The 25,080-nt window shown below is 70.5% G+C and carries 23 protein-coding genes; 13 read left to right on the plus strand and 10 right to left on the minus strand.

All coding sequences use genetic code 11. The features are described 5' to 3' along the window. Positions 1–26: 26 nt before the first annotated feature. A complete protein-coding gene (locus tag EXW95_RS04260; RefSeq protein ID WP_174366409.1) occupies positions 27–596 on the minus strand; it encodes a RecX family transcriptional regulator in 570 nt (189 codons plus the stop codon). 248 nt (positions 597–844) lie between these two features. Here EXW95_RS04260 and rpsT point away from each other — a divergent pair, with 248 nt between their 5' ends. Continuing rightward, positions 845–1,123 carry a 30S ribosomal protein S20 gene (gene rpsT / locus EXW95_RS04265; RefSeq protein WP_174366410.1) on the plus strand — a complete coding sequence of 93 codons (279 nt, stop codon included), beginning with the start codon at positions 845–847 and terminating at the stop codon, positions 1,121–1,123. Between the two features lie 119 nt (positions 1,124–1,242). On the opposite strand, the gene EXW95_RS04270 is transcribed toward rpsT, so the two are convergent. Next, entirely contained in the window at positions 1,243–1,737 is a 495-nt protein-coding gene (locus EXW95_RS04270) for a hypothetical protein (RefSeq protein ID WP_174366411.1), read from the minus strand. 165 nt (positions 1,738–1,902) lie between these two features. Continuing rightward, positions 1,903–3,237 carry a phosphoglucosamine mutase gene (glmM, locus tag EXW95_RS04275; protein ID WP_174366412.1) on the minus strand — a complete coding sequence of 445 codons (1,335 nt, stop codon included), beginning with the start codon at positions 3,235–3,237 and terminating at the stop codon, positions 1,903–1,905. A 121-nt stretch (positions 3,238–3,358) separates the two neighbouring features. Here glmM and EXW95_RS04280 point away from each other — a divergent pair, with 121 nt between their 5' ends. Together EXW95_RS04280 and EXW95_RS04285 are read left to right on the plus strand one after the other, a co-directional pair. Then, positions 3,359–3,592 carry a hypothetical protein gene (locus tag EXW95_RS04280; RefSeq protein ID WP_058976841.1) on the plus strand — a complete coding sequence of 78 codons (234 nt, stop codon included), beginning with the start codon at positions 3,359–3,361 and terminating at the stop codon, positions 3,590–3,592. Positions 3,593–3,619: 27 nt separating this feature from the next. Continuing rightward, positions 3,620–4,636 carry a phosphotransferase family protein gene (locus EXW95_RS04285; protein ID WP_174366413.1) on the plus strand — a complete coding sequence of 339 codons (1,017 nt, stop codon included), beginning with the start codon at positions 3,620–3,622 and terminating at the stop codon, positions 4,634–4,636. Here the strand turns inward: EXW95_RS04285 and EXW95_RS04290 are convergent. Further along, entirely contained in the window at positions 4,606–5,721 is a 1,116-nt protein-coding gene (locus EXW95_RS04290; RefSeq protein ID WP_174366414.1) for a DNA glycosylase AlkZ-like family protein, read from the minus strand. The two genes, EXW95_RS04285 and EXW95_RS04290, sit on opposite strands and share 31 nt — an antisense overlap. A gap of 72 nt (positions 5,722–5,793) precedes the next feature. Continuing rightward, on the minus strand, positions 5,794–6,327 hold the full coding sequence (locus EXW95_RS04295) for a hypothetical protein (RefSeq protein ID WP_174366415.1): 534 nt from the start codon (positions 6,325–6,327) through the stop codon (positions 5,794–5,796). Positions 6,328–6,668: 341 nt separating this feature from the next. On the opposite strand from EXW95_RS04295, the gene purB reads away from it, so the two are divergent. Both purB and EXW95_RS04305 read left to right on the plus strand, forming a co-directional pair. Continuing rightward, positions 6,669–7,976 carry an adenylosuccinate lyase gene (purB, locus tag EXW95_RS04300; RefSeq protein WP_174366416.1) on the plus strand — a complete coding sequence of 436 codons (1,308 nt, stop codon included), beginning with the start codon at positions 6,669–6,671 and terminating at the stop codon, positions 7,974–7,976. A gap of 155 nt (positions 7,977–8,131) precedes the next feature. Continuing rightward, positions 8,132–8,275 (plus strand): hypothetical protein, encoded by a 144-nt coding sequence (locus EXW95_RS04305; RefSeq protein ID WP_174366417.1) that lies wholly within the window; start codon positions 8,132–8,134, stop codon positions 8,273–8,275. Between the two features lie 11 nt (positions 8,276–8,286). On the opposite strand, the gene EXW95_RS04310 is transcribed toward EXW95_RS04305, so the two are convergent. After that, complete coding sequence (locus tag EXW95_RS04310; RefSeq protein ID WP_174366418.1) at positions 8,287–9,573, minus strand: hypothetical protein; 1,287 nt, start codon at positions 9,571–9,573, stop codon at positions 8,287–8,289. 193 nt (positions 9,574–9,766) lie between these two features. On the opposite strand from EXW95_RS04310, the gene EXW95_RS04315 reads away from it, so the two are divergent. The 6 genes from EXW95_RS04315 to EXW95_RS04340 all read left to right on the plus strand — a co-directional run bounded on the left by EXW95_RS04315 (position 9,767) and on the right by EXW95_RS04340 (position 18,230). Then, on the plus strand, positions 9,767–10,903 hold the full coding sequence (locus EXW95_RS04315) for an acyl-CoA dehydrogenase family protein (RefSeq protein ID WP_174366419.1): 1,137 nt from the start codon (positions 9,767–9,769) through the stop codon (positions 10,901–10,903). Positions 10,904–11,698: 795 nt separating this feature from the next. Beyond that, positions 11,699–13,480 (plus strand): bifunctional diguanylate cyclase/phosphodiesterase, encoded by a 1,782-nt coding sequence (locus EXW95_RS04320; RefSeq protein WP_254605493.1) that lies wholly within the window; start codon positions 11,699–11,701, stop codon positions 13,478–13,480. Positions 13,481–13,530: 50 nt separating this feature from the next. Next, positions 13,531–14,286 (plus strand): fumarylacetoacetate hydrolase family protein, encoded by a 756-nt coding sequence (locus EXW95_RS04325; RefSeq protein WP_174366420.1) that lies wholly within the window; start codon positions 13,531–13,533, stop codon positions 14,284–14,286. A gap of 226 nt (positions 14,287–14,512) precedes the next feature. Beyond that, a complete protein-coding gene (locus EXW95_RS04330; RefSeq protein ID WP_174366421.1) occupies positions 14,513–16,090 on the plus strand; it encodes an ABC transporter substrate-binding protein in 1,578 nt (525 codons plus the stop codon). 93 nt (positions 16,091–16,183) lie between these two features. Then, a complete protein-coding gene (locus EXW95_RS04335; RefSeq protein WP_174366422.1) occupies positions 16,184–17,212 on the plus strand; it encodes an ABC transporter permease in 1,029 nt (342 codons plus the stop codon). A gap of 16 nt (positions 17,213–17,228) precedes the next feature. Continuing rightward, positions 17,229–18,230, plus strand: coding sequence for an ABC transporter permease (locus EXW95_RS04340; RefSeq protein ID WP_174366423.1), 1,002 nt, complete (start codon positions 17,229–17,231; stop codon positions 18,228–18,230). Between the two features lie 55 nt (positions 18,231–18,285). On the opposite strand, the gene ftsY is transcribed toward EXW95_RS04340, so the two are convergent. From ftsY to EXW95_RS04355, 3 genes are all read right to left on the minus strand, one after another. Further along, on the minus strand, positions 18,286–19,242 hold the full coding sequence (ftsY, locus tag EXW95_RS04345; protein ID WP_174366424.1) for a signal recognition particle-docking protein FtsY: 957 nt from the start codon (positions 19,240–19,242) through the stop codon (positions 18,286–18,288). Positions 19,243–19,378: 136 nt separating this feature from the next. Next, a complete protein-coding gene (locus tag EXW95_RS04350; RefSeq protein WP_174366425.1) occupies positions 19,379–19,648 on the minus strand; it encodes a glutaredoxin family protein in 270 nt (89 codons plus the stop codon). A gap of 2 nt (positions 19,649–19,650) precedes the next feature. Next, positions 19,651–21,732, minus strand: coding sequence for a protein kinase (locus EXW95_RS04355; RefSeq protein ID WP_174366426.1), 2,082 nt, complete (start codon positions 21,730–21,732; stop codon positions 19,651–19,653). A 214-nt stretch (positions 21,733–21,946) separates the two neighbouring features. Between EXW95_RS04355 and EXW95_RS04360 the strand changes: the two genes are divergently transcribed. Next, positions 21,947–23,749: a hypothetical protein gene (locus EXW95_RS04360; protein ID WP_174366427.1), complete on the plus strand. Its 1,803-nt coding sequence runs from the start codon at positions 21,947–21,949 to the stop codon at positions 23,747–23,749. 66 nt (positions 23,750–23,815) lie between these two features. Next, positions 23,816–24,457 carry a glycosyltransferase family 2 protein gene (locus EXW95_RS04365; RefSeq protein ID WP_174366428.1) on the plus strand — a complete coding sequence of 214 codons (642 nt, stop codon included), beginning with the start codon at positions 23,816–23,818 and terminating at the stop codon, positions 24,455–24,457. Positions 24,458–24,491: 34 nt separating this feature from the next. On the opposite strand, the gene EXW95_RS04370 is transcribed toward EXW95_RS04365, so the two are convergent. Beyond that, positions 24,492–25,043, minus strand: coding sequence for a hypothetical protein (locus EXW95_RS04370; RefSeq protein ID WP_174366429.1), 552 nt, complete (start codon positions 25,041–25,043; stop codon positions 24,492–24,494). Between the last annotated feature and the right edge of the window lie 37 nt (positions 25,044–25,080).

Below are 25,080 nucleotides of genomic sequence, written 5' to 3' on the forward strand. Positions count from 1 at the left end.
AGTCCTCCCCCGTCAATCCTCGCCGATCACTCCTCGCCTTCCCAGTCGGGTTCGTCGCCGGGTTCCTCGGCCGGGCGGTCCGCCATGAACTCGCGCAGGGCGGGCCAGATGACGTTCCCGGTGTACCCGCGCCGCGCGAGGAACGCGAACGCGCTGGCCTGCGGGTCGCGCTTGCGGGCCAGAGAGGACCAGCGGCGCTCCAGCAGGGTCAGGACCTCGGCGTGCTCACGGTCGGGGTCGCGGGCCTGCACGACCTCCTGGATCAGGTCGTCCTGCACGCCGCGCCGCTTGAGGGTCTGCCGGACGCGCATGGTGCCCACGCCCCGACGGTTGCCCTCGCTGCGGGCGACCTGCTCGTCGTTCTGGTACCCGAGTTCCTGCACGCGCTTCAGGACCTCCTCGATCAGGTCCGGGTTGTCGCTGCGGCGTTCCAGGCGGGTACGCAGTTCGGCGGCACTCAGGGCCCGCTGGCCCAGCGCGCGGAACGCGTAGGCGAGCAGCGCGTCGCGTTCCTCCTGCGGGTCGCGGGGTTTCGCGGGGCGGGCGCGGTCCTCCCCGGCGTCCGGGAGGTCGGGTCGGGGTCGGCGGGCTCTCACGGGGGAAGTATGACGCGGGGCGGAGGGCGTGAAGGTGCGCGGCGCCGCGTGTGCTCCCGGGTGGGCTCTTGCCGGGTGGGGCGGCGGGCCGCTATAGTGCGCAGGTTGCCCACCGCGCGCGGTGAGTGACCCGGAGCACGGCGACGTGCCCGGCGCGCCGGACGCCGCGAGGCCCGGACGCTCGTGTTCCCGCCATGGGAACCGCCCCGATCCGCCGGACAGGCGGCGGGAGAACAAGGAGAACCCACATGGCCCTTCGTCACAAGTCCGCCCAGAAACGTCACCGCCAGAGCCTCAAGCGCCGCATGCTGAACCGCAGCCGCAAGAGCACCATCAAGACCTTCAGCAAGAAGGCCCTGGTGGCCGCCCAGACCGGCGCCGAGGACATGGCCGCCGTGCAGTCCCGCGCCGAGAGCCTGATCGACAAGGCCGCCAAGGGCAGCACCCTGCACAAGAACGCTGCGGCCCGCAAGAAGAGCCGCCTGGCCAAGGCCATCAACAAGGCCAAGGCCGCGCAGCAGGGCTAAACCGCCCGGTTTGCTGGGGCGCGTCGGCTGCGGCTGACGCGCCCCACTTCATGGTCTGCTGGCCTGAACAAGCGGCCCCCCGCACCCTGGTGGTGGGGGGGCCGCTTTCGTGTCGGCGGTCAGCGGACGGTGGCGCGGATGGCGCAGCGGCCGGTCACACCGGCCTTCAGGGTGGGGATCTCCCAGCGGACGGCGCGGTACTCGCTGGGTCTGACCTCCACCTGTTTCTGCACCTGCTTGCCGTTCTCGGTGACGGTCACGGTCTTCATCAGGGGCGCGGGGCCGAAGGTCTTCCCGTCGGCGGAGTACAGGGTGGTGACCCCGGCGACGGTGCAGGTCGCGGTCTGGAAGGCGACGGCCTTGTCGACCGGCATGTTCAGTTTCAGGCCATTCAGGTCGCGGGTGCTGACGTTCTCGAAGGTCTGCGCGAGTTCCAGGGTCATGCCGGGCAGCACGCCCACCTTGCTCGCGTCGGTGAGGGTCTCGGTGGTCTTGCCGTCCTTCGTGGTCTTCGTGACGACAGAGGTGCTCGCGGTGAGTTTCAGGGGGCCGGGGGTGGTGGCGGCGGCCAGTGCGGCGCCGCTCAGGGTCAGGATCAGGGCGATGGCTTTCATGGGGTCCTCCGGGGCGGGGTTCTGGATTCAGGGTGGTGCGCGATGCGGGGGTTCAGCGTGCTCGGGTCATTGTGAGGGCGCGCCTCTGACGCGGGTCTGACGCTGTCCCAGATGTACCCCGGCGGCGCATGAGCGTGCTGTGGAACCCCACCGGTCCGGGGCCGTTCAGGCGGTCAGGGCGCCGCGCGTCTCGACCACGCCTGCCAGTTCGCGGGCGATCTCGTGGATCTCGGTCTCGTCCTGACCCTCGACCATCACGCGGATGAGGTTCTCGGTGCCGCTGGGGCGCAGGTTCACGCGGCCCTTCCCGTGCAGGCGGTCCTCGGCGCGCTGCACGGCGGCCCTGACCTCGGGGTCCACGGCGATGGCTTTCTTGTCGGTCACGCGGACGTTCACGAGGGTCTGCGGGAACATCACGAGGTCGTCGTGCAGGGCGTCCAGCGTGGTGCCGAGCTGCTGCATGCTCTTCAGGGTCAGCAGGGCGGTCAGCACGCCGTCCCCGGTGGGCGACACGTCCAGGAAGAGGATGTGGCCGCTCTGCTCGCCGCCCAGGTGCAGGCCGCCGCCGTGCAGACGCTCGTGCACGTAGCGGTCGCCGACGGCGGTGCGTTCCAGCGGGATGCCCGCGTCGCGCAGTTTCACCTCCAGGCCCATGTTCGCCATGATGGTGGTCACGACGGCCGTCTCGCCGCGCGCGCGGGCGTTCAGCAGCAGCATGTGGTCCCCGTGCACGACGTTCCCGCGGCTGTCCACGAACAGGGCGCGGTCGGCGTCCCCGTCGAAGGCGACGCCCAGGTCGTACTTCCCTTCGCGCACGATGCGCTGGAGGTGGTCCATGTGGGTGCTGCCGCAGCCGCGGTTGATGTTGCGGCCGTCCGGGGTGGTGTACACGGCGAACACGTCCGCCCCGGCCGCCTGGAAGACCTTGGGTCCCACGCGGTACGCGGCGCCGTTGGCGCAGTCCATGGCGATCCGCAGGCCGCTCAGGTCCGGCGCGAGGGACTTGAGGTAGTTCACGTACAGCCGCTCGGCCTCGGAGTAGTTGGTGACGCCGCCCAGGTCCACGCCGGTCACGGGGGTCAGGTCGGGCACGCGGTCGATGGCGGCCTCGATCTCGTGTTCGGTCGCGTCGCTGAGTTTCTGGCCGTCCGCGCCGAAGAACTTGATGCCGTTGTCCTCGTAGGGGTTGTGCGACGCGCTGATGACGACGCCCGCGTCGGCCTTCAGGTGGCGGGTCAGGAAGCTGACGCCGGGGGTGGGCAGCACGCCCAGGTGGATGACGTTCACGCCGCGGCTGGTCAGTCCGGCGGCCAGCGCGGCTTCCAGCATGTCGCCGCTCTGGCGGGTGTCCTTGCCGATCACGACCGTCGCGCGGGGGTTGCTGCTCTTGAGCACCTCGCCCGCAGCGGCGCCGAGGGTCATGACCCAGCTGGCCGTGAGGGGGTGGGTGCCTGCGACGGCGCGCACGCCGTCCGTTCCGAAGTACTTCCGTTCCGTCATGATCGCGCCCATCATACGCGTCGGAGTGTCGGCCTCGCCGGAGGCCGTGCAGGCCAGTGCGCCTGAATGGACCCGGTTCAGACGGCGCAACTTTTACCGGGCGGGCCGCGTAGTGCAGGGCATGAGTGGATTCTCGATCGGATCGTTCTCCTTCAGTCGCAGCGGGCACGGGCACCGGGGCGGGTTCCTGGGGCATCACAGCCGCTCCTCGCACAGCCACGGGCGGCACCACTACGGGCACGGCGGGCACTACCGCGCGCGCCGCCGGGGCCCGCTGGGCTGCCTGGGCGTGTTCATGGTGGGGGCGGCACTGGCGGGCGGGTCGCTGCTGGGCCTCGTGTCCCTGCTGACCTGATGAGGCTCTCCTGATGAGGCTGACCTGATGCGGCTGGGGGCGCTGCTCGCGGATACGTGGCGCGCCCCGTCCGGCGAGGTGGCGGTGGACGCCCGCGTGTGGCCCCGCAAGCTGCGGGCGCAGTTTCCCGGTGCGCGGCTGCGGGAGTCGTGGGTGGGCGAGGGCGCGGCCTTCGCCCGTTACGCGTCGCCGGGTGGGCCGCTGTTCCTGAAGTACCTCCCGGCCGGGTGGCGGGACGCGCGGGCCGCCGCGCGCCTGGAGCGGGAGGCGGCCTACCTGCGCGACCTCGCGCCGGGCTGCCCGGTGCCGGTCGCGCCGCTGCTGCACGAGGCCCGCAGCGCGGATCGGCCGCTGGCGCACCTGCTCATGCGGGACCTGACGGACGCGACGACCGGCTGGGGCTACTTCACGGACGACGCCGCGCGGGAGGAGGGCCTGCGGGACGTGGTGCGGCTGCTGGCGGTCCTGCACGCGTACTGGGCCGGGCCGGGCCGCGCGGCCCTGAGCGGCGAGTGGGTGTGGCGCCCGCAGGAGGTGCTGGAGCGGAATCGCGTGGCGCGGTGGCAGGACCGGCCCGGCGTGCCGGATCTGCCCGCCGCGCAGCGGGACGCGCTGCTGGACGCCGCGCAGGCCCTCCCGGCGCTGCTGCGGGACGCGCCGGTCTGGACGCTGGTGCACGGCGACATTCACGCCGGGCAGGTGCTGTGGTCCCGCGCGGACGGCACGCCGGTCCTGATCGATTACGGGCAGGTGCATCCCAGCCTGCCGGGCGAGGACTTGGCGCACCTGCTGACGCTCCGGCTGGACGCCGGGGAACGCGCCCGGCTGGGCGGTGACCTGCGGGCGGTCTACGCGGACGCGCTGGCGCAGGCGGGCCTGCCGCTGTCCCCGGCGGCACTGCGAGCGCAGGAGCGGGCGGGGCTGGCGCTGAATCTGCTGTCCACTGCCCGGCAGACCCTGCGCCGCAGGTCGGCGGGGTCGGGTGGCGTGGCGGAGGCGCTGGAGCGCGCCGCTCAGGTCTGGTCGAACGACACCGCGACCTGAGCGGCGTTCAGGAACGCGCGGTGGCGGTCCAGTTCGCGGTCCAGCGCGGCCGTGAACGCACTGGTGCGCCGCATGCCGGGCCGCAGGCCGATCTGAGCGTGCAAAGTGTCCCCTCGGACACTCAGGTTCGCCCAGCCGACCGCGCGGCCCGCGTGCAGCAGCGGCAGCGCGTAGTACCCCATGGTGCGCTTCGGGGCGGGGGTGTACGCCTCGAAACGGTACGCCCAGCCGTGCAGGTGCTCGAAACGGCGGCGGTCCCACACCAGCGGGTCGAAGGGGTTCACGATCCGCACGCCGCGCGGGGCGGGGGCGTCGCCGGGGTGGTCGCCCGGAGCCCAGACGTACGGCACGCCGTCCACGCGCGCCCCCTCCAGTTCGCCCTTCAGGGCGTCCCGCAGCGCGCCACGCAGGTCCGCGCGCAGGTGCGGCAGGCCGTAGCCGGACAGGCTGGTCAGGTAGCGCAGGCTGGCCTCCGGCAGCGGGCCGTACAGCCGCGCAAGCAACCGCACCACCGCGCGCAGGCGGTCCGGGGTGGGGAGCGGGTCGGCCCGCAGGGCGTCCAGGTGCGGGGCCAGCCCATACACGCGTACGCCACCGTCGCGGCGCACGATCCGCGCCTCGCCCCGGTAGTGCAGGGCGTCCAGGGCACGGGTGGTCGCCTGACTTTTCCCACCCCAGTAGTTCGAGGCGCGCCGTGCACCCAGCGCGGCGATCACGTCGCGGGGGTGGACCTCGCCCCGCTCGTGCAGGACGGCGCGCACGTCGGCGATCAGGCCGGGATGCTCGCGTTCCACGCGGGTGGGCGGCACCTCGCGCGGGTGCAGGAGGCGCTGCACGTCCCGCGTCACGAACCCGTAGTTCGGAATGATGTCCTCCTCGGCGTCCAGCGTCGGGTACAGCCGTTCGAGGTCCCCGGCGCGGTAGTCCCTCACGCGGGCCATCAGGGTGAGGTCCTGCGCGCGGGCGGGCGCGCGGATCGGGTCGGCCTGCACGAAACCCAGCCGGCTCAGCGCGGCCTGCACGCCGGTCGCGGGGGCCAGGGTCCGCAGCGCGGCGGCGCGCAGGTCGGCGGGCGTGAGGCTCATGCGGTCAGGCTAGCGCAGGGCAACGGCGGCGGGACGCCCCGGTTGGAGCGTCCCGCCTCTACGTGCGTCAGGTCAGGGCTTACCCTTGCCGGGGTTGGTGCTGGGCTTGCCGCCCTTCTCGCCCTTGTCTTCCCTGTCGGGCTTCTCCGACTTGTCCTCGCCGCTGTCCGCGCTGTCATCACTGCCGGGCGCGGCTTTCAGGCGATTCACGACCGCCGGGAGGGGCAGGGACTGGGTGCGCCCGCTGGCGTCGGTGAACTCGATCTTGATCGCGCCGGGTTTGCTGAGGTCACGGGTGACGTTCACGGTGATGGCCTCGCCGGTCGCGGGGGTCAGGCGAACGCTCCGGACGTCGCTCAGGGTCGCCGTGCCGGTCAGGGTGACGGTGCCGTCGGCGTTCAGGGTGCCGATGACGGTACCGTCCGCGCCGAGCAGTTCGGCCGTCCCACCGGCCGTGGCGAAGGCGACCCAGGCGTCCTTCACGCTGGTGGTGACGGTGCCGGGCAGGGTGACGGTCGTCGCGGCGTCCTCGGCGAGGGCAGCCGTGCCCAGGGTTGCGGTGCCCAGGGTCAGGGCGGTCAGGGTGACGATCAGGGTGCGGTTCATGGGGCCTCCTCTGGCAGGGGGCGGCGCGGGGGCCGCCGTGAATTGATACGGACTCCGGTTGAAAGGTTTGCAAAAACTTTCAACCCGAGCGGAGCGAGCAGGAGAAACACGGGTTCCGGGCGTGGAGTTGGCAACCCGGTGTGGTTCCGGGTTGTTAACGAAACAGACGGAATCCGTATGAGACAACATCGGCAGTGTGCGCCGCGAAGCTGACGGAAAGCTGTGAACACGAAAAACTTCGCGTCCCTCCCGCCAATCGGGGGGGCGGCCCGGCGGCGCCTCTGCCCCCGGCTGGACACCGCGCGCCGGGCGGCGGCGGGGGGGTGGTACGCTGGAAAACCGTGATTGACCGTTACCTGACCCCGGAAATGAAGGCGCTGTGGAGCGAGGCCAGCAAGTACCGCGCGTGGCTGCGTGTGGAGCTGGCCGCCATGCAGGCGCAGGCGCGGCACGGCGAGGTGCCCCAGGCCGCCTACGACACCCTGACGGCCAAGAGTGCGGCCGACCCGCTGGACGAGGCGTTCGCGCTGAAGGTCGCCCAGATCGAGGCGGTGACCCGGCACGACATCGTGGCGTTCACCCGCGCTCTGACGGACCGTTACGGCGACGAGGCGCGTTTCATCCATCACGGCCTGACGAGCACGGACGTGGTGGATACCGCGCAGAACCTCGTGCTGGACGAGGCGCTGGGCGTGATCATCACGGACGTGGAGGCGCTGCGCGAGGTGTGCCGCATCCAGGCCGCGGCGCACAAGCACACGCCGACGGTGGGCCGCACGCACGGCATTCACGCCGAACCGATGACGTTCGGCCTGAAGTTCCTGAACTGGATGGCGACCCTGGACCGCGACCTGGAACGCCTGCACGCCGCCAGGAAGCGCATTCAGGTCGTCATGCTGTCGGGTTCGGTGGGGACGTTCGCACACGTCTCGCCACGCATTGAGGAGGAGGTCGCGCAGGCGTGGGGCTGGCAGGCCGCGCCCGTCACGAACCAGACGCTCGCCCGCGACCGTCACGCGGAGGTGCTGAGCGCCCTGGCGATCTACGGCACGACCGTCGAGAAGATCGCCGTGGAGATCCGCCACCTGCAGCGCAGCGAGGTGCGCGAGGCGATGGAACCCTTCGGGAAGGGCCAGACCGGCAGTTCCTCCATGCCGCACAAGAAAAACCCCATCCTCACGGAAAACGTGACCGGACTGGCGCGGCTGCTGCGCGGGTACCTGCTGACGGGTCTGGAGAACGTGCCGCTGTGGCACGAGCGGGACATCAGCCATTCCAGCGCCGAGCGGGTCATCCTGCCCGACGCGACCGCCGCGACGAGTTACGCCACGCGCCGCCTGACGGGCGTGCTGCGTGACCTCGTGGTGTTCCCCGAGCGGATGCTGCGCAACCTGAACGACCTGGGCGGCCTGGTGTTCAGCCAGCGCGTGCTGCACGCCCTGATCGACGAGAAAGGCATGACCCGCGAGGACGCCTACACGCTCGTGCAGCGCAACGCCCTGCGCTCCTGGGAGACCGGCGAGGGCCTGCGTGACCTGCTGAAGGCCGACGCGGAGAGCCCCCTGAGCGACGCGGAACTGGACGCGGCGTTCGACCTGGGCTGGTACCTGCGGCACGTGGACGACATCTACGCGCGTTTCGGCATGTAAACCGGTCGCTTCTGTGCGGGGCGGGTGGGGGCGCATGCTCTCCCCCGCCCCGCCTGCTTGACGCTGTCCTGCACGGGCCGCAGGTGCCCCCGGCGGGGGCGTTTGCATGGTTTTTCCCGTTCTGCCGGGCCTGCTGGTGGTACCTTCGCCACTCGATGGCCCGGAAACGACGTGCGAAACGCAGAAAATCCCGCCGGGGCGCGGGGACCTTCGAGCCGGGCTGGGTGGTGCCCGCGTCGAACGTGCTGCTGTGCGTGAACGTGCTGCTGCTCGCCGCCGTGCTGCGCGAACTGAGTTAGGGAACCTCCGGTCAGGTCCAGTCGGTGGGCAGGAAGTCCAGGTGCAGGCCGCCGTCCGGGGTGACGTGCGCGCCGATCAGGTGGTTCCCGGCGGGCAGGGCGGCCAGCTGCAGGGGCCTGCGCAGCAGGTCGTCCAGGGCGCGCAGGGCGTGGCGGGCGGCGCGGGCGGGCGTGCCGGGCGGCAGGTCGATCAGTCCGGCCTGCCGGGCGCCGAGGTGCACCTCGCGCCGCGCGTCGGGGGCAGGGCTGACCTTCAGGGCCAGCGGCACGCACAGCGTCAGCGGGCCGCCGGGCGCATTCAGGGTCAGCGGGTAGCGCAGCGGCGGGCCGGGCCAGGGGTCGCCGAAGGTCGCGCCGGGGGCGGCCCGGTCGAGGTGCGCCTGGAGCCAGCGGGTGACGCGGGCGGGCCGGACGCTCAGGGTCCTGGGGGTGATCCGGGCGGGCCGGGTGGGGTCGACGAGCAGGGTGCCGTGTTCGCACGGCGTGACGTCCAGCGGGCCGCGTGGGCGGTCGAGGCGGGTGGTGTCGGCGACCGGCAGGCCGAGGGTGGCGCCGGCGGCGGGCCAGTGGGCGGCGGCCGCGCGGGTCAGGAGGGCGGTGTGGCCGCGGTCGTGCCGCAGGGTGTGCCTGGCGAAGGCGAGGGTCCACCCGGGGCTGGTCAGGGCGTCGCCGGTGGGGAGGCCCAGGGGACCGCCGGGGCCGCCGCGGGCTTGGTAGTGGGCGTCGGCGTGGTGGTGCAGGGCGCTGAGGCGCTGGCCGTCGTGGTACAGGGTGCCGTGGTCGGTGGTCAGCTGGTACCCGCCGGGCACGGCCTGCAGGTGCCCGGGGGTCCAGCCCAGGCTGCCCGCGCGGGCGTGCAGGGCGCCGCCCGGGTCGGGTCCGGCGGGGCTCAGGGTACAGCGCAGGGTCAGGTGCGCGTAGGGGTGCGGGTCGCCCGGCAGGTGCAGGGGCAGGTCGAGCGGGGCGGCCGGGCCGGGCCGCAGGGGGAGGCGGGCGTGGTGCCGGGCGCGGGCGGGGGCGGGGCGGGTCTCACGGATGGTGGCCTCGACGCGCAGGGTGTGAGGGTGCCGGTCCAGGGGGCAGTGGACGGCGATGGTCAGGGTGCGGCTGCCCCCCAGCCGCAGGTCGTGCCGGTGGGTGTGGGGGCGCTCCCGCAGGGGCAGGCGGATCTGGCTGGCGTGGCGGGTATGGTCGCCGGGGGCGAAGTTCTCGTCGTTCAGGACGCGCAGGTCCAGCGTGAGGTCCAGGTGTGGGGGCGGCGGTGGGTCTGGTGGTCGCTGCGGTGGGGGTGTGGTCATGAGGCGCCTCTGGCCCGTGTTGTACCGGGTGGGGCGTGATCAGCTCATGATCAGCGTGGGTGGACGGGCTGGGCGCCACCGGGCTGGGGACAGGTGCGTGGGGGGCCGCGGCCCTGATAAGATTGAACCCAGTACAATCCCCCATTCTGCCCCCCATTCCGGCGCAGCCGCGCGCCCACCCCGAGGAGTGACCATGGACTTCACCCTGAACGACGAACAACGCCAGCTGCAGCAGCTCGCCCGCGACTTCACCCGCAAGGAGATCATCCCGATCGCCTCCGAGTACGACCAGAAGGAGGAACTGCCCTGGCAGGTCGTCGAGAAGGCCTTCGAGGTCGGCCTGCTCAACCCCAGCATCCCCGAACACGCGGGCGGCCTGGGCCTGGGCATGTTCGACGAGTGCCTGATCGGCGAGGAGATCGCCTACGGCTGCATGGGCATCTACACCGTCCTGATGGCCAGCGAACTGGGCATAGCCCCGATCCTGATCGGCGGGACCGAGGAGCAGCAGAAGCGCTTCCTGACGCCTCTGACCGAGAAGGCCGGGCTGGCCGCGTTCGCGCTGAGCGAACCGAACAACGGCTCCGACGCCGCCGCGATGGGCACCACCGCCGTGCTGGACGGCGACGAGTGGGTCATCAACGGCACGAAGATGTGGATCAGCAACGGCGGTCTGGCCGAGGTCACGGTCGTGTTCGCCACCACCGACAAGCAGGGCGGCCACAAGGCGACCGTCGCGCTGGTCGTGCCCAAGGACGCGCCGGGCTTCTCGTACAACAAGATCAAGCACAAGCTGGGCCAGCGCGCCAGCCTGACCAGCGAACTGGTGTTCGAGAACGTCCGCGTGCCGAAAGCGAACCAGCTGGGCGGCCTGGGTGACGGCTTCAAGATCGCCATGAAGACGCTGGACAAGACCCGCATTCCGGTCGCGGCGGGCTCGGTCGGGATCGCGCGGCGCGCCATGGAGGAAAGCGTCAAGTACGCCAAGGACCGCGAGGCGTTCGGGAAGCCCATCGCGCAGTTCCAGGCGATCCAGTTCAAGCTGGCCGAGATGGCCATCGGCATCGAGACGGGCCGCCTGATGTACCAGAAGGCCGCGTGGCTGGTCGATCAGGGCCAACCGCACGGCTTCGAGAGCGCGATCGCCAAGGCGTACTGCAGCGAGATGGCGTTCAGCGCCGCGAACGAGGGCATCCAGATTCACGGCGGGTACGGCTACGTGGCCGAGTACCCGGTCGAGAAGCTGCTGCGCGACGTGAAACTGAACATGATCTACGAGGGCACCAACGAGATCCAGCGCGTCGTGATCAGCCGCAACCTGCTGAAGTAATCCCATCAGGAGGGGCCGGGCGCAGGGTGGGCTGACCGTCCGCGCCCGGCCCCTCCCCTGTCCTTCATGAAGGTGCGTGGAGGTGTGTGTCATACGGACTCGGATTGAATGGCTGACGAAGCCGCTGGGTCCGAGCGGATGCAAGTGGGAGAAAAAACCCCTCCGGACGTGGATTTGACAGATCGGTGTCGTTCCGATCGGTCAACGAAACAAACGGAATCCGTATCAGCCAATGGTGAGGACACTGTTCATGCACCAGCAGGGACGGGCATGCAAAACGTCTTCTATGACGCCGCTCCTGCTCACCCCCTCCCAGCCTCCCCCCTCAAGGGGGGGGGGAAACACCGCGTGCTCATCGTTGGTCTGCCCTGAAGAGATGAACCTGTCCGCACCATTGATCATATGGGGCTCAAGTGATGCGGCGTCGCCCGGTGGCCTCCTCACCCTTACGGCGTTTTGCGCCACTGCTGCGCCGATCTTCAAATCGCACTGGGACGAAGCGACAGCGGGCGGTCGCGGGGTCGGCACGTCACGTTCATCATGGATCAGCCAGATCTGGTGTGGCCGGGGGGGCCTCCGGTCGCGCGGCTGGTCTGTGCTTCCGATCTGTGCGGCTGGCCTGCGCTGTTGGTCTGCGCTGATCGCTTGTGCTGGTCTGGCGGTCACCGGGCGGAGGGGTTGGGGGAGCTGGTGGCCGTTCTGGAGTGGGGATGCCGTGCCGATCGCAGTGGAACTGATTCCATTAATGTCCCGCCAGACAGAATCGTGTGAGATCACTTCATGGACACTTGAGGCATGACGGACGGTCGCCCTCACCTCAATCCCTATCAGGCACTCGGCATGGTCGGGGACGAGGCCGGGCGCGTGGACGCCGTCCAGACGAGTGGACTGTGGCGCTCCGCTCCGGAGGCGGCCTTCGATCGCATCGTGGATCTCGCGCGGACACTGTGCGGCACGCCCGTCGCTCTGTTCAGCCTGATCAACCGTGACCAGCAGTGGTTCAAGGCGCGCCGCGGCACCGACGTGGACGGTTCACCACGGGCCGACTCGATCTGCACGCTGGTGGTCGAGCAGGTCAGGCCGCTGGTGATTCCGGACACGCACCTCGACCCGCGCGTGGCGGAACGCGCGACCGTCACCGGGCCCATGAATGTCCGCGCCTACGCGGGCGTGCCCGTGGTCACGGCTGACGGGTACGCGCTGGGCACCCTGTGCGTGATCGACCACCGCCCCCGACCCTTCACGCCCGAGCAGATCGAGGCCCTCACGCAGCTGGCCGAGGTGCTCGGTGCGGAACTGGAACGCCGCGCGGCGCAGGTTCAGCTCAAGCGGATGTCCCTGACCGACGCGCTGACCGGCCTGCCGAACCGCGCGCAGTTCCGCGAGCACCTGCGGCAGGCGACGCAGCGGGTCACGCTGACCGGGGAGCGGGTCGCGCTGGCGCTGCTGGACCTCGACGGGTTCAAGGACGTCAACGATTCGCTGGGTCATCAGGCCGGGGATGATCTGCTGCAGCAGGTCGCGACCCGCCTGCGGGAGGTCCTGTCGAGCAGTGATCTCGTGGCACGCATGGGCGGTGACGAGTTCGCGCTGGTGCTGACCGACGTGCGCGGCATCGGGTCGGTCGAGCGGGTCCTGACCCGGCTGCGGGACGCGATGCAGCGCCCGTTCACGGTGGCGGGGCGGGAATTGAGCGTCAGTTTCAGCACCGGGGTGAGCCTGTACCCGGACGACGGCGTGGACGCCGAGGAGATGCTGGCCCGCGCCGATACCGCCATGTACCGCGCCAAGCGCACCGGTCAGGGCTGGGCGTTCTTCAACGCGCTGCACGACTCCCGCAGCGCGCAGGACCTGGAGACCCTGTCGGCACTGAAACGCGCCCATGAACTCGGTGAGCTGCGCGCGTTCTTCCAGCCGGTCGTCCGCGCAAACGATTACAGTCCGGTCGGGTTCGAGGCGCTCGTCCGCTGGCAACGCGCCGGGCAGCTGGTCAGTCCCGCCGAATTCATTCCCCTGGCGGAACGGTCCGGGCAGATTCACCAGCTGGGCGCGTTCATGCTGCGCGAGGCGACCCGGCAGATCCGCGAGGACCGCCTGGCGCGGGTGTCCGTGAACGTCAGCCCGCTGGAGTTCGACCAGCCGGGGTACGTGCAGCGCCTGGCGGGCATCCTCGCCGAGAGCGGCATCGACCCCTCGCGGCTGGTGCTGGAGATCACCGAGACGTCCCTGCTGAACGCCGAGCACTCCCGCGTGGTCCTCGCGGAACTGCGGGGGCTGGGCGTGCAGCTGGCCCTCGATGACTTCGGGACCGGGTACTCCAGTCTGTCGGCGCTGTCCACTCTGCCGGTCCAGCACCTGAAGATCGACCGGTCGTTCGTGCGGCATGTCGGCGAGAGCGGCGAGCAGGGCGACCGCGCACTGGAGGTCGTGCGGGCCATCGTGACCCTGGCCCGCGCGCTGCGCCTGACCACCGTCGCCGAGGGCGTCGAGACCGCCGTGCAGGCCGACCTGCTGCGGGACGTGGGCTGCACGTTCCTGCAGGGCTTCCACTTCGGGCGTCCCGCCCCGCTGGCCTGAACCACGGGGATCCGGCCAGGACCGACCCGCACGGGCCGTATCCTGCGCGCATGAAACTCGTCAGATTCACGGCAGGGGACAGCGCGGCGCAGTGGGGCGTCCTGAGCGGCACGCAGGTGCAGGTCACGCGCGGCATGGGCGGCGAGATCACGGGCGAGACGCTGGAGGTCGCAGCGGTCAGCCTCCTGCCCCCGGCCGAGCCGAGCAAGATCGTGTGCGTGGGCCGCAACTACCTGGATCACATCCGGGAACTGGGCAACGACACCGGCGACCTGCCCGCCGAGCCCGGCATCTTCCTGAAAGGCCCCAACGCGCTGGCCGAACCCGGCGGGAGCGTGCAGAAACCCGACTGGACCGACAACTTCCACTTCGAGGGCGAACTGGCCCTAGTGATCGGCCAGCGCGCCCGGAGCCTCACGCCGCAGAACGCGCTGGCGGCGGTCGCCGGGTACACCTGCGGCCTGGACCTGACCGCGCGTGACCGGCAGAAGACCGACCTGCAGTGGTTCCGCGCGAAGGCTGCCGACCGCTTCTGCCCGCTGGGCCCCTGGCTGGAGACCGAGTTCGACCCGCGCGACGTGCGCGTGCAGACCCGCGTGAACGGCGTGGTTCGCCAGGACGGCCGCACCGCGCAGATGATCTTCCCGGTCGTGGACATCCTGGTGTACCTGACGCGCTTCGTGACGCTGGAACCCGGCGACGTCGTCCTGACCGGCACGCCCGAGGGCGTCGGCCCGGTCGGCCCCGGCGACGTGGTCGAGGTGGAGGTCGAGGGTATCGGCGTGCTCGTGACGCCGATCAGCTGATCCGGAATCCAGCCGCGCGCCCTGCCGGGAGAGCAGGACCGCAGCGGGGGTCAGGGCGTCCCGAAGAGCGCCCCAACTGACGGCGCGGTCAGCGCTTGTCGCTTGACACCCCAGGGGGTGGCCCATACCCTGAACGAACGTTTTCCCTTTTCATCGTCCTGCCAGCCGCTCTCATGAATCCCCCGCGTGGGGCATGACAGTCATGCCGGTCAGGACCGGAGGTTCCATGAAGAAAGTGCTTCTGACTGCCCTGCTCGCGACCCTCAGTGCCGCGTCGGCCGCCACCCTCGTCTTCGGCGGTAACGGCGAACCCGTCAGCCTGGAATCCGGGAACATCACCGACGGCATCAGCATCCTGGTGCAGCGTCAGATCTACGACACCCTGATCGACTTCGAGGACGGCACCACCGACCTCAAGCCCGGTCTGGCCACCAAGTGGACCGCCAACGCGAACAACACCGCCTGGACGTTCACGCTGCGCAAGGGCGTGCGCTTCCACGACGGCACCCCCATGAACGCCGACGCCGTGATCTTCAACCTGGGCCGCTGGTGGGACAAGAGCCACCCCTACGGCTTCCGTGACCAGGGCCGCACCTTCGAGATCGTCGGCGAACTGCTCGGCGGGTACAAGGGCGACGCCACGGCCGTCATCAAGAACATCGTCAAGGTGAACGACACGACCGTCCGCGTGGACCTGAACAAGCCCTCCAGCGTCCTGCCGGAAGTGCTCGCCGCCGGGTACTTCGGCATCGCCAGCCCTGCGGCGATCAAGAAGGAAGGCGCGAAGTACGGCACGCCCGCCAGCAAACCCGTCGGCACCGGCCCCTTCATCTTCCAGAGCTGGCGCACCGGGGACCGCGTGACCCTGCTGCCCAACAAGCTGTACTGGGGTGAAAAGGCCAAGGTGGACCAGCTGGTCATCCGCAGCATCAAGGACGCCAGCCAGCGCCTGAACGAACTGAAGGCCGGGACCATCGACTTCGCCAACGACCTGACGCCCGACAGCCTCAAGAGCATCCAGGCCGACCGGAACCTCGTGGCGGTCAAGCGCCCGAGCTTCAACGTGGGCTTCGTCAGCCTGAACAACCGCAACCAGTACCTGAAGAACCAGACGGTGCGTCAGGCGATCAGCATGGCCATCAACAAGAAGGAGATCGCCGCCGCCTTCTGGAACGGCCTGGCCGTCAGCAACGCCAGCTTCCTGCCCCCGGTGCTCGCCTGGGCGAACAGCCCGAAAGTCCCGGCGGACTACAAGTTCGACCCCGCCGCCGCGAAGAAGATGCTGGCCGACGCCGGGTACCCCAACGGCTTCTCGATCGACCTGTGGTACATGCCGGTCAGCCGCCCGTACTTCCCGACGCCCAAACCCATCGCGGAGGCCATCGCCGCGGACCTGAGCGTCATCGGCATCAAGGTGAACCTGAAGACCGAGGACTGGGCCAAGTACCTGCAGGACCGCAACAAGGAACCCGGCTTCGACATGTACATGATCGGCTGGACCGGCGACTACGGCGACCCGGACAACTTCTACGGCGCGTACTACGGCAGCAACGCCAGCGACGACATCAACTGGAACCCCGCGAACGTCGAGACGCTGCTGCAGCAGGGCCGCGCCGCGAACACCCAGGCCGCCAAGACCAAGGTGTACCAGCAGCTGCACGAGATCACCTACAACGCCGCGTACCGCATTCCCATGGTGCACAGCAACCCGCTGGCCGCCGCGCGCAGCTACGTGAAGGGCTGGACGCCCAGCCCGCTGGGCAGCGAACCCTTCAACACCATCAGCGTCGGCAGCAAGAAGTAAGCCCGACTGACGCCTGGGCCGGAGCAGCGCCCCACACGGGTCGCCTCCGGCCCTCCCCCTTTCGCCTCCTGACGTTCCCCCTGGAGATCCACCTTGGGCAGTTACCTGATCCGCCGCCTCGCACGCACCCTGCTGGTCATGCTGGGCATCAGTCTGGTCGTGTTCGTGTTCGTCCGTTCCATTCCCGGCGACCCGGCCGTCGCCATGCTCGGCGAGCGCGCCACGCCCGAAGCGGCCGCCGCGCTGCGCGAGCAGCTGGGCCTGAACAAACCCTGGTTCTTCAACCCCGCCAACCCGCTGGACGCGCAGTACCCGAAGTACATGACGGCGCTGCTCAGCGGTGACCTGGGCACCGGCCTGAAGAGCAACATTCCCGTGCTGGACGACCTGAAGGCCCGCTTCCCCGCCACGGCGGAGCTGAGTATCGCGGCGCTGCTGGTCGCGCTGCTGATCGGCATGCCCGCCGGGATCCTGGCGGCGCTGCGTCGCAACAGCATCTGGGACAACCTCGCCACGACGATTTCACTGGTGGGCGTGAGCATGCCGGTGTTCTGGCTGGGCCTGCTGCTGTCGTACTTCTTCGGCGTGCAGCTGGGCATCCTGCCGCCCAGTGGGCGCACCGGCACGGAATTCAACGTGGACCCCATCACAGGTTTCAACGTGCTCGACGCCCTGCTGCGCGGTCAAGTGGCCGCCGCGTGGGACGGCGTGCGGCACCTGATCCTCCCGGCCATCGCGCTGGGCAGCATTCCGCTGGCGATCGTGGCGCGCATCACGCGCAGCGCCATGCTGGACGTGCTGAACCAGGATTACGTACGCACCGCGCGTGCCAAGGGCCTCGCGGACCGCACGGTGACCATGAAGCACGCGCTGCGCAACGCGCTGCTGCCGGTCGTGACCGTGATCGGCCTGCAGGCGGGCGCGCTGCTGGGCGGCGCCGTGCTGACCGAGACGATCTTCTCCTGGCCGGGCCTGGGCTCGTGGGTGTACGACGCGATCAGCCAGCGGGACTACCCGATCATCCAGGGCGGCGTGATCTTCGCGGCGCTGGTGGTCAGCGTGGTGAACCTGCTCGTGGACCTCAGTTACGCGTCCCTCGATCCCCGCATCCAGTACAGCTGAAAGGAACAGTGACCCCATGACGACAACGACTGTTCCGCAGTCCACTCCCAAGCAGGACAGCATCTTCTGGCGGCGCTTCCGGCGCAGCACGCCCGGCAAGGTCGGCGCGGTGATCGTGCTGGCGTTCGTGCTGCTGGCCGTGTTCGCCAGCGTCCTGAAACCCTACGATCCGCGCAACGAACCCAACCGCTACAGCCTGCGCCTGAAACCGCCGTCCGTCACGGCCCTGTGGAACGAGGAGGCGAAGCAGACGTACACCGACCCCGTCAGCGGGAAGGTGAACGTGTTCGCCGCGCCGTTCGGGACGGACAATCTGGGGCGCGACATCATGACGCGCGTGCTGCACGGCACCCGCATCAGCCTGAAGGTCGGGGTGGTCAGCACCATCCTGGCCCTGGTGATCGGGTCGCTGCTGGGCGTCCTCGCCGGGTACTTCGGCGGGTGGCTCGACAGCGTCCTGGGCTACGTCACGGACGTGATGCTGGCCTTCCCCGGCATCCTGCTCGCCATCGGCTTCGCCAGCATCTTCAGCGCCGACAACCCGCCGCTGCTGATCGCGGGCATGGACCGCCTGTTCGCACTGAACAGCCCGCAGCTGGTCACCGCGATGCTGGCCGTGTCGCTGGTACAGATTCCGGTGTACCTGCGCCTGGCGCGCGGCGTGGTGCTGTCCATCCGCGAGCGGGAGTTCGTGGCCGCCGCCGGGGCGCTGGGCGCCTCGCAGGGCCGCATGGTGTTCCGGCACGTGCTGCCCAACAGCCTCTCGCCGCTGATCGTGCAGGGCGCGCTGAGCATCGCCACCGCGACCATCGAGGTCGCCGCGCTGGGCTTCCTGGGCATCGGCGCGCAGCCGCCCCTGCCTGAGTGGGGCACCATGATCAGCGACAGCCGCCAGTACTACCTGGACGCCCCCTGGACCATGATCTTCCCCGGTCTGGCGATCTTCCTGACCGTGCTGGGCTTCAACCTGCTCGGCGACGGCCTGCGCGACGTCCTGGACCCCCGCAGCACCCAGTAGACCCCACGCGACGAGGCGGCCCCCGGATCACCTGGGGGCCGCCTCCACATCTGGTCTATTCGCGGGGGATGTTCACGTCGAACAGCGCGCGGACGAACTCGCGGCTGTCGAAGGGTTGCAGGTCGCCGGGCTGCTCGCCCACCCCGATGAACTTGATCGGCACGCCCAGTTCCCGCACGATCGGCACCAGAATGCCGCCCTTGGCGGTGCCGTCCAGTTTCGTGACGATCACGCCGGTCAGCGGGGTGGCCTCGTGGAACTTCTTGGCCTGCTGCAGGCCGTTCTGGCCGGTCACGGCGTCCAGCACCAGCCAGACCTCGGCCGGTTCGTTCGGGTCGGCCTTCTCGATCACGCGGCGGACCTTCTTCAGTTCCTCCATCAGGTTGTGCTTGTTGTGCAGCCGCCCGGCGGTGTCCACGAACAGCAGGTCCGTGCCGCGCGCCGCGCGGGCAGCGGCCCCGTCGAAGGCCACGGCGGCCGGGTCGCCCCCGTCCACGCCCTGCACGACCGGGATGCCCAGCCGGTCACCCCAGACGCCCAGCTGCGTGCCGGCGGCGGCGCGGAAGGTGTCCCCGGCGGCGAACATGACGCTGCGACCGCGGTCCACGTAGTACTGCCCGAGCTTGGCGATGGTGGTGGTCTTCCCCACCCCGTTCACACCGATCACCATGACGACGTGGCCCCTGGGGTCCACGCTGCTGCGCCGCGCGTCGGGGCTGAAGCCCAGCTTGCGGAACTCGGCACGTTTCGAGTCCGGTTCGAGCTGCAGGGTCAGGGCGTCCATCAGCGCGTCCTGGAGGTTCTTGCCCTCGCTGCGGCGGATGTCCTCCAGGATCTCCTCGGTGGCGGCGCGGCCCACGTCGGCGGCGATCAGGGCGTACTCGAGGTCCTCGATGGTGTCCAGGCGGTTGGTGAGGACGTCGCGGACGTCCGTGCCCAGGAAGCCTGCGGTGTCGTTGATCTGCTTGCGGGTCTTGGACAGCCCGTCGCGGAGGCGTTCGAGCCAGCTCACGCGGGCACTCCGGCGGGGGGACAGGGATGAGTCATGTGCCCACGATAGCGTCCCGGTGGGCCGACGCGCGTCCCCGGACATCCTCAGGGGCTGCGCGGTCAGGTTCTACGCCATCTGTGCCGTCAGGTGCCGCGCTTCAGGTGCCGGGTGCGGTCCGCATGAGGTGCAGTTTGATCTGCCCGGCCCGCGCGCGGCTGAACGCACCCTTGCCGAGCACCTGCTCCGGCTGGCCGGGCGGCGTCCAGGCCAGCACCGGGACGTGATCGGTCCAGCGGGCACGCAGGTCGGGGTCGGCGTCGATGTCCACCGGGGTGAACGCAAGGGCCGCCGCGCCGAGGTTCGCAGCGGCCTGTTCGCACAGGTGACACCCGGCGCGGGTGTACAGCGTCAGGGTCGGCAGGGGCACGGTCAGGCGGGCTGCAGGACGTGCGGGCGTTGCAGCAGCGACATGGCCTGCACCGGGGCGTACATGTCGTTCGAGGACAGCAGGTCCCCGACGCCGGAGTAGATGCGTAGCACCTGCCCGCCCTGCCGCACGGCGTACAGCTGCCCTTCCGGGCCGACCTGGATCAGCCAGGGCGCGTCGGCGGGTTCGCCCACCAGCGTCTCCATGGAGAAGGTCAGGCCCGGCGTGCCGTCCGCCTCGATCTTGCGGACCTTGCGGGCGACGCTGTCCACGATGTACACCGCGCCGAACTGGTCGACGCCCAGTCCCTCGAGGGGGCGCAGCGCGTCGCTGTTGCGGTCCAGGCGGAACGCGAAGCGGCTGAGGTACTCGCCCTGCGCGTTGAAGCGCTGCACCTCGTTGTTGCCGGTGTCGAGCACGTACACGTTTCCGTCGGGCGCACTGACGATCGAGCGGGGTTTCTCGAAGCGGCCCAGGCCCTGGCCGCGCCCGCCGAAGCGGCGCAGGAAGCGGCCCTCGAGGTCGAACACGACGACGTGGTGGGCCTCGGCGTCCAGCACGAACACCTGCCCCTGCGCGACCGCCACCCCGACCGGCTGGAGCAGTTCCCCGTCGCCCAGTCCGTACGGGCCGAAGGACGCGAGTTCCTTGCCGTCCGGGTCGAGTTTGCGGACCAGCGCGCCGCTGCGGCCCTGGCGGTAGTCGAGCAGCGTGATGAACATGTTGCCCTCGTGGTCGCTGGCCATGGCGTTGGGCGCGCCGGGCAGGCCCTGGGTGCCGCCGGTCTGGTCGCGCAGACTGGCGCGCAGTTTGCCCTTGAGGTCCAGCAGGCGCAGCGTGCCGCGTTTCTCCTGCACGCTCAGGGCCAGCGCGACGGGGTCGTTGAACACGTCGTCGCTGAGCACCCCGGCGTCGATGCGGGCGATCACGTCGTCCAGGGTGGGGCGCGCGGCCGGGTCCTTCTCGATCATGTGCAGGATCAGGTCGTTCAGTTTGCCCGGCACTTCCAGCCTCACCTGCTTGGGCGGCTTGGGGGACTCGAACACCTGCTGGTGCACGACGGCCTCGTAGCTGCCCTTGAAGGCGGTTTGCCCGGTGACCAGTTCGTAGGCGAGCAGGCCCAGCGAGTACACGTCGCTGCGGGCGTCCACGCGGTTGCCCTTGGCCTGCTCGGGCGCCATGTAGATGGGCGTGCCGACGCGCGCGCCGGTCATGGTCAGGCGGGTCAGGACCTTCCCGACGGCGATACCGAAGTCCATGAGTTTCACGCCGCCCTCGCGCAGGGTGCCCTCGGTGAAGGCGTTTTTCAGCAGCATGACGTTGGCGGGTTTGATGTCGCGGTGCACGACGTTCTGCATGTGGATGTGCCGCAGCGCGTCCGCGAGCGCCCGCATGATCTGCGCGCTTTCCGTGAAGGCCAACGTGCGGTTTTCCAGTACGTCCTCGAGGCTCTCACCATCCAGGAATTCCATGGCGATGTAATGCTCGGGGTCCTGCATGCGGTAGTCGTACACCCGCACGATGTTCGGGTGGCTGAAGCGCTTGAGGACCTCGGCCTCGCGGTAGAAGCGTTTGACGAACTTCGCGTCCGCGAGGTACTTGTCCTGCGGGACCTTCAGCGCGACCGTGCGGCCGTCCTGGCGGCGGCGGGCGCGGTACACGCTGCCCATGCCGCCCACCCCGATCCGGTCGAGGACCTCGTACTCCTGGAAGCGCAGGTCGCTGGTCACCTGCGTCTGCGTGAGGTTCGTGCGGCGCTGCACCTGGGTGGGCGCGGCGGTGCGCTGCACCTTCACCGGGCGCCGACCGGGGCGGTTCAGGCTGGGCAGGACCATGCGGCCCATGTGGAACGCCGCCGTGCCGATCAGGAACGCGGCGGCAACCAGCAGGCCCTGCGCGCGGTTCAGGTCCGCGAGTTGCATGTCGGCGGCGCGCGGCCCGCCGACGCCCAGCGCCAGTGCGGCCAGCAGCAGGGTCAGGGCGCCCACCACGACCGCCACGACGACGCTCAGGACCCGTTCGTTCAGGCGGACGGTCAGCAGGACCCCGACGACGAACAGGGCCGCGAGCAGGGCCGGGGTCACGCTCGGCTCCGGGGTGGGCGGGGGGTGGGGCACGTCATTGTTCTCTGTTATACAGGGCGCGGCTGTCACGCGCCTTACATCACGCGGCGCCTGAACGTGAAGGGGGACGCGTCCGACTGGGGGAGGCGGGGGAGGACCGCACCCACGGGCGGGGTCAGGCGGGGCATACTGTCGGTGATGCCCGCTTCGCTGCTGAACTGCCCGGAGGTGCGCCGTGGACTTCTGGCTTGAACTGGTGGAACTGTACGAGTACAAGGTGCAGGACCTGATGGAGGGCCGCGTGCCGCGCGGCGGGCGGCGCGGACTGGCCGTGCTGCGCGACGAACTGCTGGGCGCGCCGCTGGAACCGCCGCTGCTGCGCCGCCTGATGGAAACCGACCGGCAGTACCGCCTGAATCAGGGCAATCCCGTGCAGCACACCCGCCCGCGCGCCGGTCACGGCGGGCAGAGCACCTGGACGGCGCCGCCCACCGCCGATTCCGAGGAGTCGCGCGCGTGGGAGGAACTGCAGCTGCTGCAGTGGCATCAGCGGGCGGCGGCGCAGGCGCGGGACCTGACGCTGCGCTGGCAGCGTGAACCGGAGTTCGGGCACCTGCGGGTGCTGTACACCGTGATCGAGAACGCCGAGCGGCTCTCGCGGCCCGGCACGCAGCCGCTGGCGGTGCCGCCCGCGCATGACGCGCTGATGGACCTGCACGACCCGGAGGTCACCGGGCGGCTGGCGGCGGCGCTGTCGGTGCTGCTCCTCACGGAGGACGGGCGGGCGCGGGTGCGGGCGGCGCTGTCGGCCGTGCACGCCGAGCCGTTCCCGCGTCACCCGGACGAGGACGTGCTCGCCGCGCGCATCGCGGCCGCCGAACGTGAACCCGTGTCGCACGAGGCGCGTGCGGCCCTTGTGCGGGCGCTGCAGGCCGAGTTTCCGCTGCCGCGCGACCCGCGTGAACGGCCCGCGATCCGCGCGGCGGCCCGGCACGTCGCGCAACTGCTCGAACCGGTGCTGGACGCGCTGCCCAAACCCAGCCTGAACGGCGCGCCGCAGGGCAGCATCCTGCTGGCGCAGCATCCGGGCAGCGCCATGCGCGTCCCGGACGACGGCGGCGAACGCCTGACGGTGTACCTGCGCGGCGGGTCCAGCACCCGCTGGCGCGGCCTGAACATCGAGTGGCAGCCCATCGGGCCGAACTGGCAGGTGCAGGTCGGGTCGCAACTGACGCTGCTGCGCCCCGGCCTGCCGCCGCACGAGCGCTCGCAGACGCTGAAACTGCCGGACCAGCAGTTCCGGGCGTTCATCAGCGGGGCGTACATGACGCTGGTCGTCGAGAGTCACACCGCGCTGGAACTGGGGCGGCGGGCGTCCACGGCGCGGGCGGCGGCGCTGCTGCTGGACCCGGCGGTGGATTTCGCGTTCCTGCGCCTGGCGCGCGCGGCAGCGCAGGTGATGCGCGGCGGGCCGCTGCAGCTGGAGAAACTCACGCCGGACAGCGCCCGCAAGTACCTGGACGCCACGCCGGACGTGCTGCTGTCGTTCGCGCGTAAGGGCGTGGAGACGCTGGTGGTGCGACTGGCGCGCCTGGGGACCGAGGAGGCCGCGCAGGCCTTCCGCACGGCGGCGCAGGCGCTGGGACTGCACCGGGTGGTGGCCGACCGGTTGCACGCGGCGCTGCACATCGCGCTGCACGACCCGGAGACCCTGCCCGAGGGCGTGGCGCTGACGCACGTGGATCTCGCGCCCGGCGGGCAGTTCACGAGCGTGGTCCTCAGCGACGAGCCGCTGACCGTGCAGGTCGAGGGGCGCGGCGTGACGATCCGCTGGGATTACAAGGGGGAACTGGTCGTGATGATGCCCGGGCTGGCCCCGATGGTCCTGCATGACCTGCTGGTGGCGCGCCTGCCGGGCGGGAACCTGCTGCTGGTCCGGCACGGGTCGTGGCTGGGCGCGGCGCTCGCGGCGGACGTGGCAGTCCCGACGCTGGAGGCGGCGGACCTGTCCACCGAGGACATCCGCATCGTGAACTGACCCCTTCCACGGTCGGTCGGGGCGGCCCTGTTGGTGGGGCGGGTCGGGTTCGGTACCATGGGCGGCATGTCCGGTGTCTCGGTATCTTGCGCGGTTGTGATTGCGGCCTTCAACGAGGAGGACACCGTGGGCGAGGTGGTGCGCGTGGCGCGGACCTTCACGCCGGAGGTGATCGTCGTGTCCGACGGGAGTGTGGACGGCACGGTCCGCGCGGCGCGTGGGGCGGGCGCGGAGGTCGTGGATCTCGCGGTGAATGTCGGCAAGGGCGGGGCGCTGAGGGCGGGGCTGGAGGCGGCGCGCTCAGACGTAGTGATCCTGCTGGATGCGGACCTGACGGGCCTGAGTGCCGCGCACCTGGAGACGCTGTGCGACCCGGTGCGGCGTGGGGACCTGGACATGAGCATCGGGGTATTCGAGGGCGGCGGGTTCGTGACGGACTGGGGGAACAAGCTCACGCCGCACCTGAGTGGGCAGCGGGCCTGCCGCCGCGAGTGGCTGCTGTCGGTGCCGGACCTGGGCACGGAACGCTGGCCGGAACCGGCGATCACGCGGCACCTGAAGGCGACCGGGGCGCGCTGGGCGTACGTGGAGCTGCCGAACGTGGCGCAGGTCGTCAAGGAAAAGAAGCGGGGCTTCTGGGGCGGCGCGAAGGCCCGCACGAAGATGTACGTGTCCCTGCTGACGTACCGCGCCCGCCGCCGGGGCTGAACCGGGGCGGCGGGCGCGGGCTCCCCTGTCGCGTTCAGCGTTGCAGGTCGATGGTGCTGCCGTCGGCGGTCTGGTACCGGACGATGCCGAATGCGGGCACGAAGTAGGTCAGCTGGGTGCTGGTGCGGCCGCCGGTGACGGTGTCGGTGCGCAGCACCAGGGCGTTGAAGGTCCCGGCGGCGAGTTTCAGCGGGGCGGTGCCGGTCACGGTGACGGTCATGCGCAGCGGACCGCTGGCGGCCTGCCAGCTCTGACCGGTCTTCAGGGGCCCGGCGGGGTACACCAGCAGCGGCGGGCTGTACCAGGTGAGCCTCCCGGCGGCGTTCACGCCGCGCAACCAGACGCTGCCGTCGGCGCGGTGTTCCAGCAGGTCCTGGCTGTAGGTGGTGCTGCCGTACTGGTGGCTGACCGGAGTCACTTTCACGCCCCGGTGCGTGACGGGCGCTCCGACGACCTGGGTTTCGCCGCTGGTGTACGTCCAGCGGGTGCCGGGTCGGTGCGGGTAGTAGTTGGGGTCCAGGGTGGGGGCGGCCTGGGCGGGCAGGGCCGTCAGGACGGTCAGCAGCAGGGGCAGGAGGGAACGCATGAACGGCCTCCAGGGTAGCGCGCCGCGCGGGTGGGCG

It is taken from the genome of Deinococcus sp. JMULE3 (genome assembly GCF_013337115.1).
Classification (GTDB): Bacteria; Deinococcota; Deinococci; order Deinococcales; family Deinococcaceae; genus Deinococcus.

Coding starts and splice junctions, on each gene's coding strand:
- rpsT (WP_174366410.1), top strand. CDS start 845: ATGGCCCTTCGTCACAAGTCCGCCCAGAAACGTCACCGCCAGAGCCTC.
- EXW95_RS04270 (WP_174366411.1), bottom strand. CDS start 1,737: ATGAAAGCCATCGCCCTGATCCTGACCCTGAGCGGCGCCGCACTGGCC.
- glmM (WP_174366412.1), bottom strand. CDS start 3,237: ATGACGGAACGGAAGTACTTCGGAACGGACGGCGTGCGCGCCGTCGCA.
- EXW95_RS04280 (WP_058976841.1), top strand. CDS start 3,359: ATGAGTGGATTCTCGATCGGATCGTTCTCCTTCAGTCGCAGCGGGCAC.
- EXW95_RS04285 (WP_174366413.1), top strand. CDS start 3,620: ATGCGGCTGGGGGCGCTGCTCGCGGATACGTGGCGCGCCCCGTCCGGC.
- EXW95_RS04290 (WP_174366414.1), bottom strand. CDS start 5,721: ATGAGCCTCACGCCCGCCGACCTGCGCGCCGCCGCGCTGCGGACCCTG.
- EXW95_RS04295 (WP_174366415.1), bottom strand. CDS start 6,327: ATGAACCGCACCCTGATCGTCACCCTGACCGCCCTGACCCTGGGCACC.
- EXW95_RS04305 (WP_174366417.1), top strand. CDS start 8,132: ATGGCCCGGAAACGACGTGCGAAACGCAGAAAATCCCGCCGGGGCGCG.
- EXW95_RS04310 (WP_174366418.1), bottom strand. CDS start 9,573: ATGACCACACCCCCACCGCAGCGACCACCAGACCCACCGCCGCCCCCA.
- EXW95_RS04315 (WP_174366419.1), top strand. CDS start 9,767: ATGGACTTCACCCTGAACGACGAACAACGCCAGCTGCAGCAGCTCGCC.
- EXW95_RS04320 (WP_254605493.1), top strand. CDS start 11,699: ATGACGGACGGTCGCCCTCACCTCAATCCCTATCAGGCACTCGGCATG.
- EXW95_RS04325 (WP_174366420.1), top strand. CDS start 13,531: ATGAAACTCGTCAGATTCACGGCAGGGGACAGCGCGGCGCAGTGGGGC.
- EXW95_RS04330 (WP_174366421.1), top strand. CDS start 14,513: ATGAAGAAAGTGCTTCTGACTGCCCTGCTCGCGACCCTCAGTGCCGCG.
- EXW95_RS04340 (WP_174366423.1), top strand. CDS start 17,229: ATGACGACAACGACTGTTCCGCAGTCCACTCCCAAGCAGGACAGCATC.
- EXW95_RS04365 (WP_174366428.1), top strand. CDS start 23,816: ATGTCCGGTGTCTCGGTATCTTGCGCGGTTGTGATTGCGGCCTTCAAC.
- EXW95_RS04370 (WP_174366429.1), bottom strand. CDS start 25,043: ATGCGTTCCCTCCTGCCCCTGCTGCTGACCGTCCTGACGGCCCTGCCC.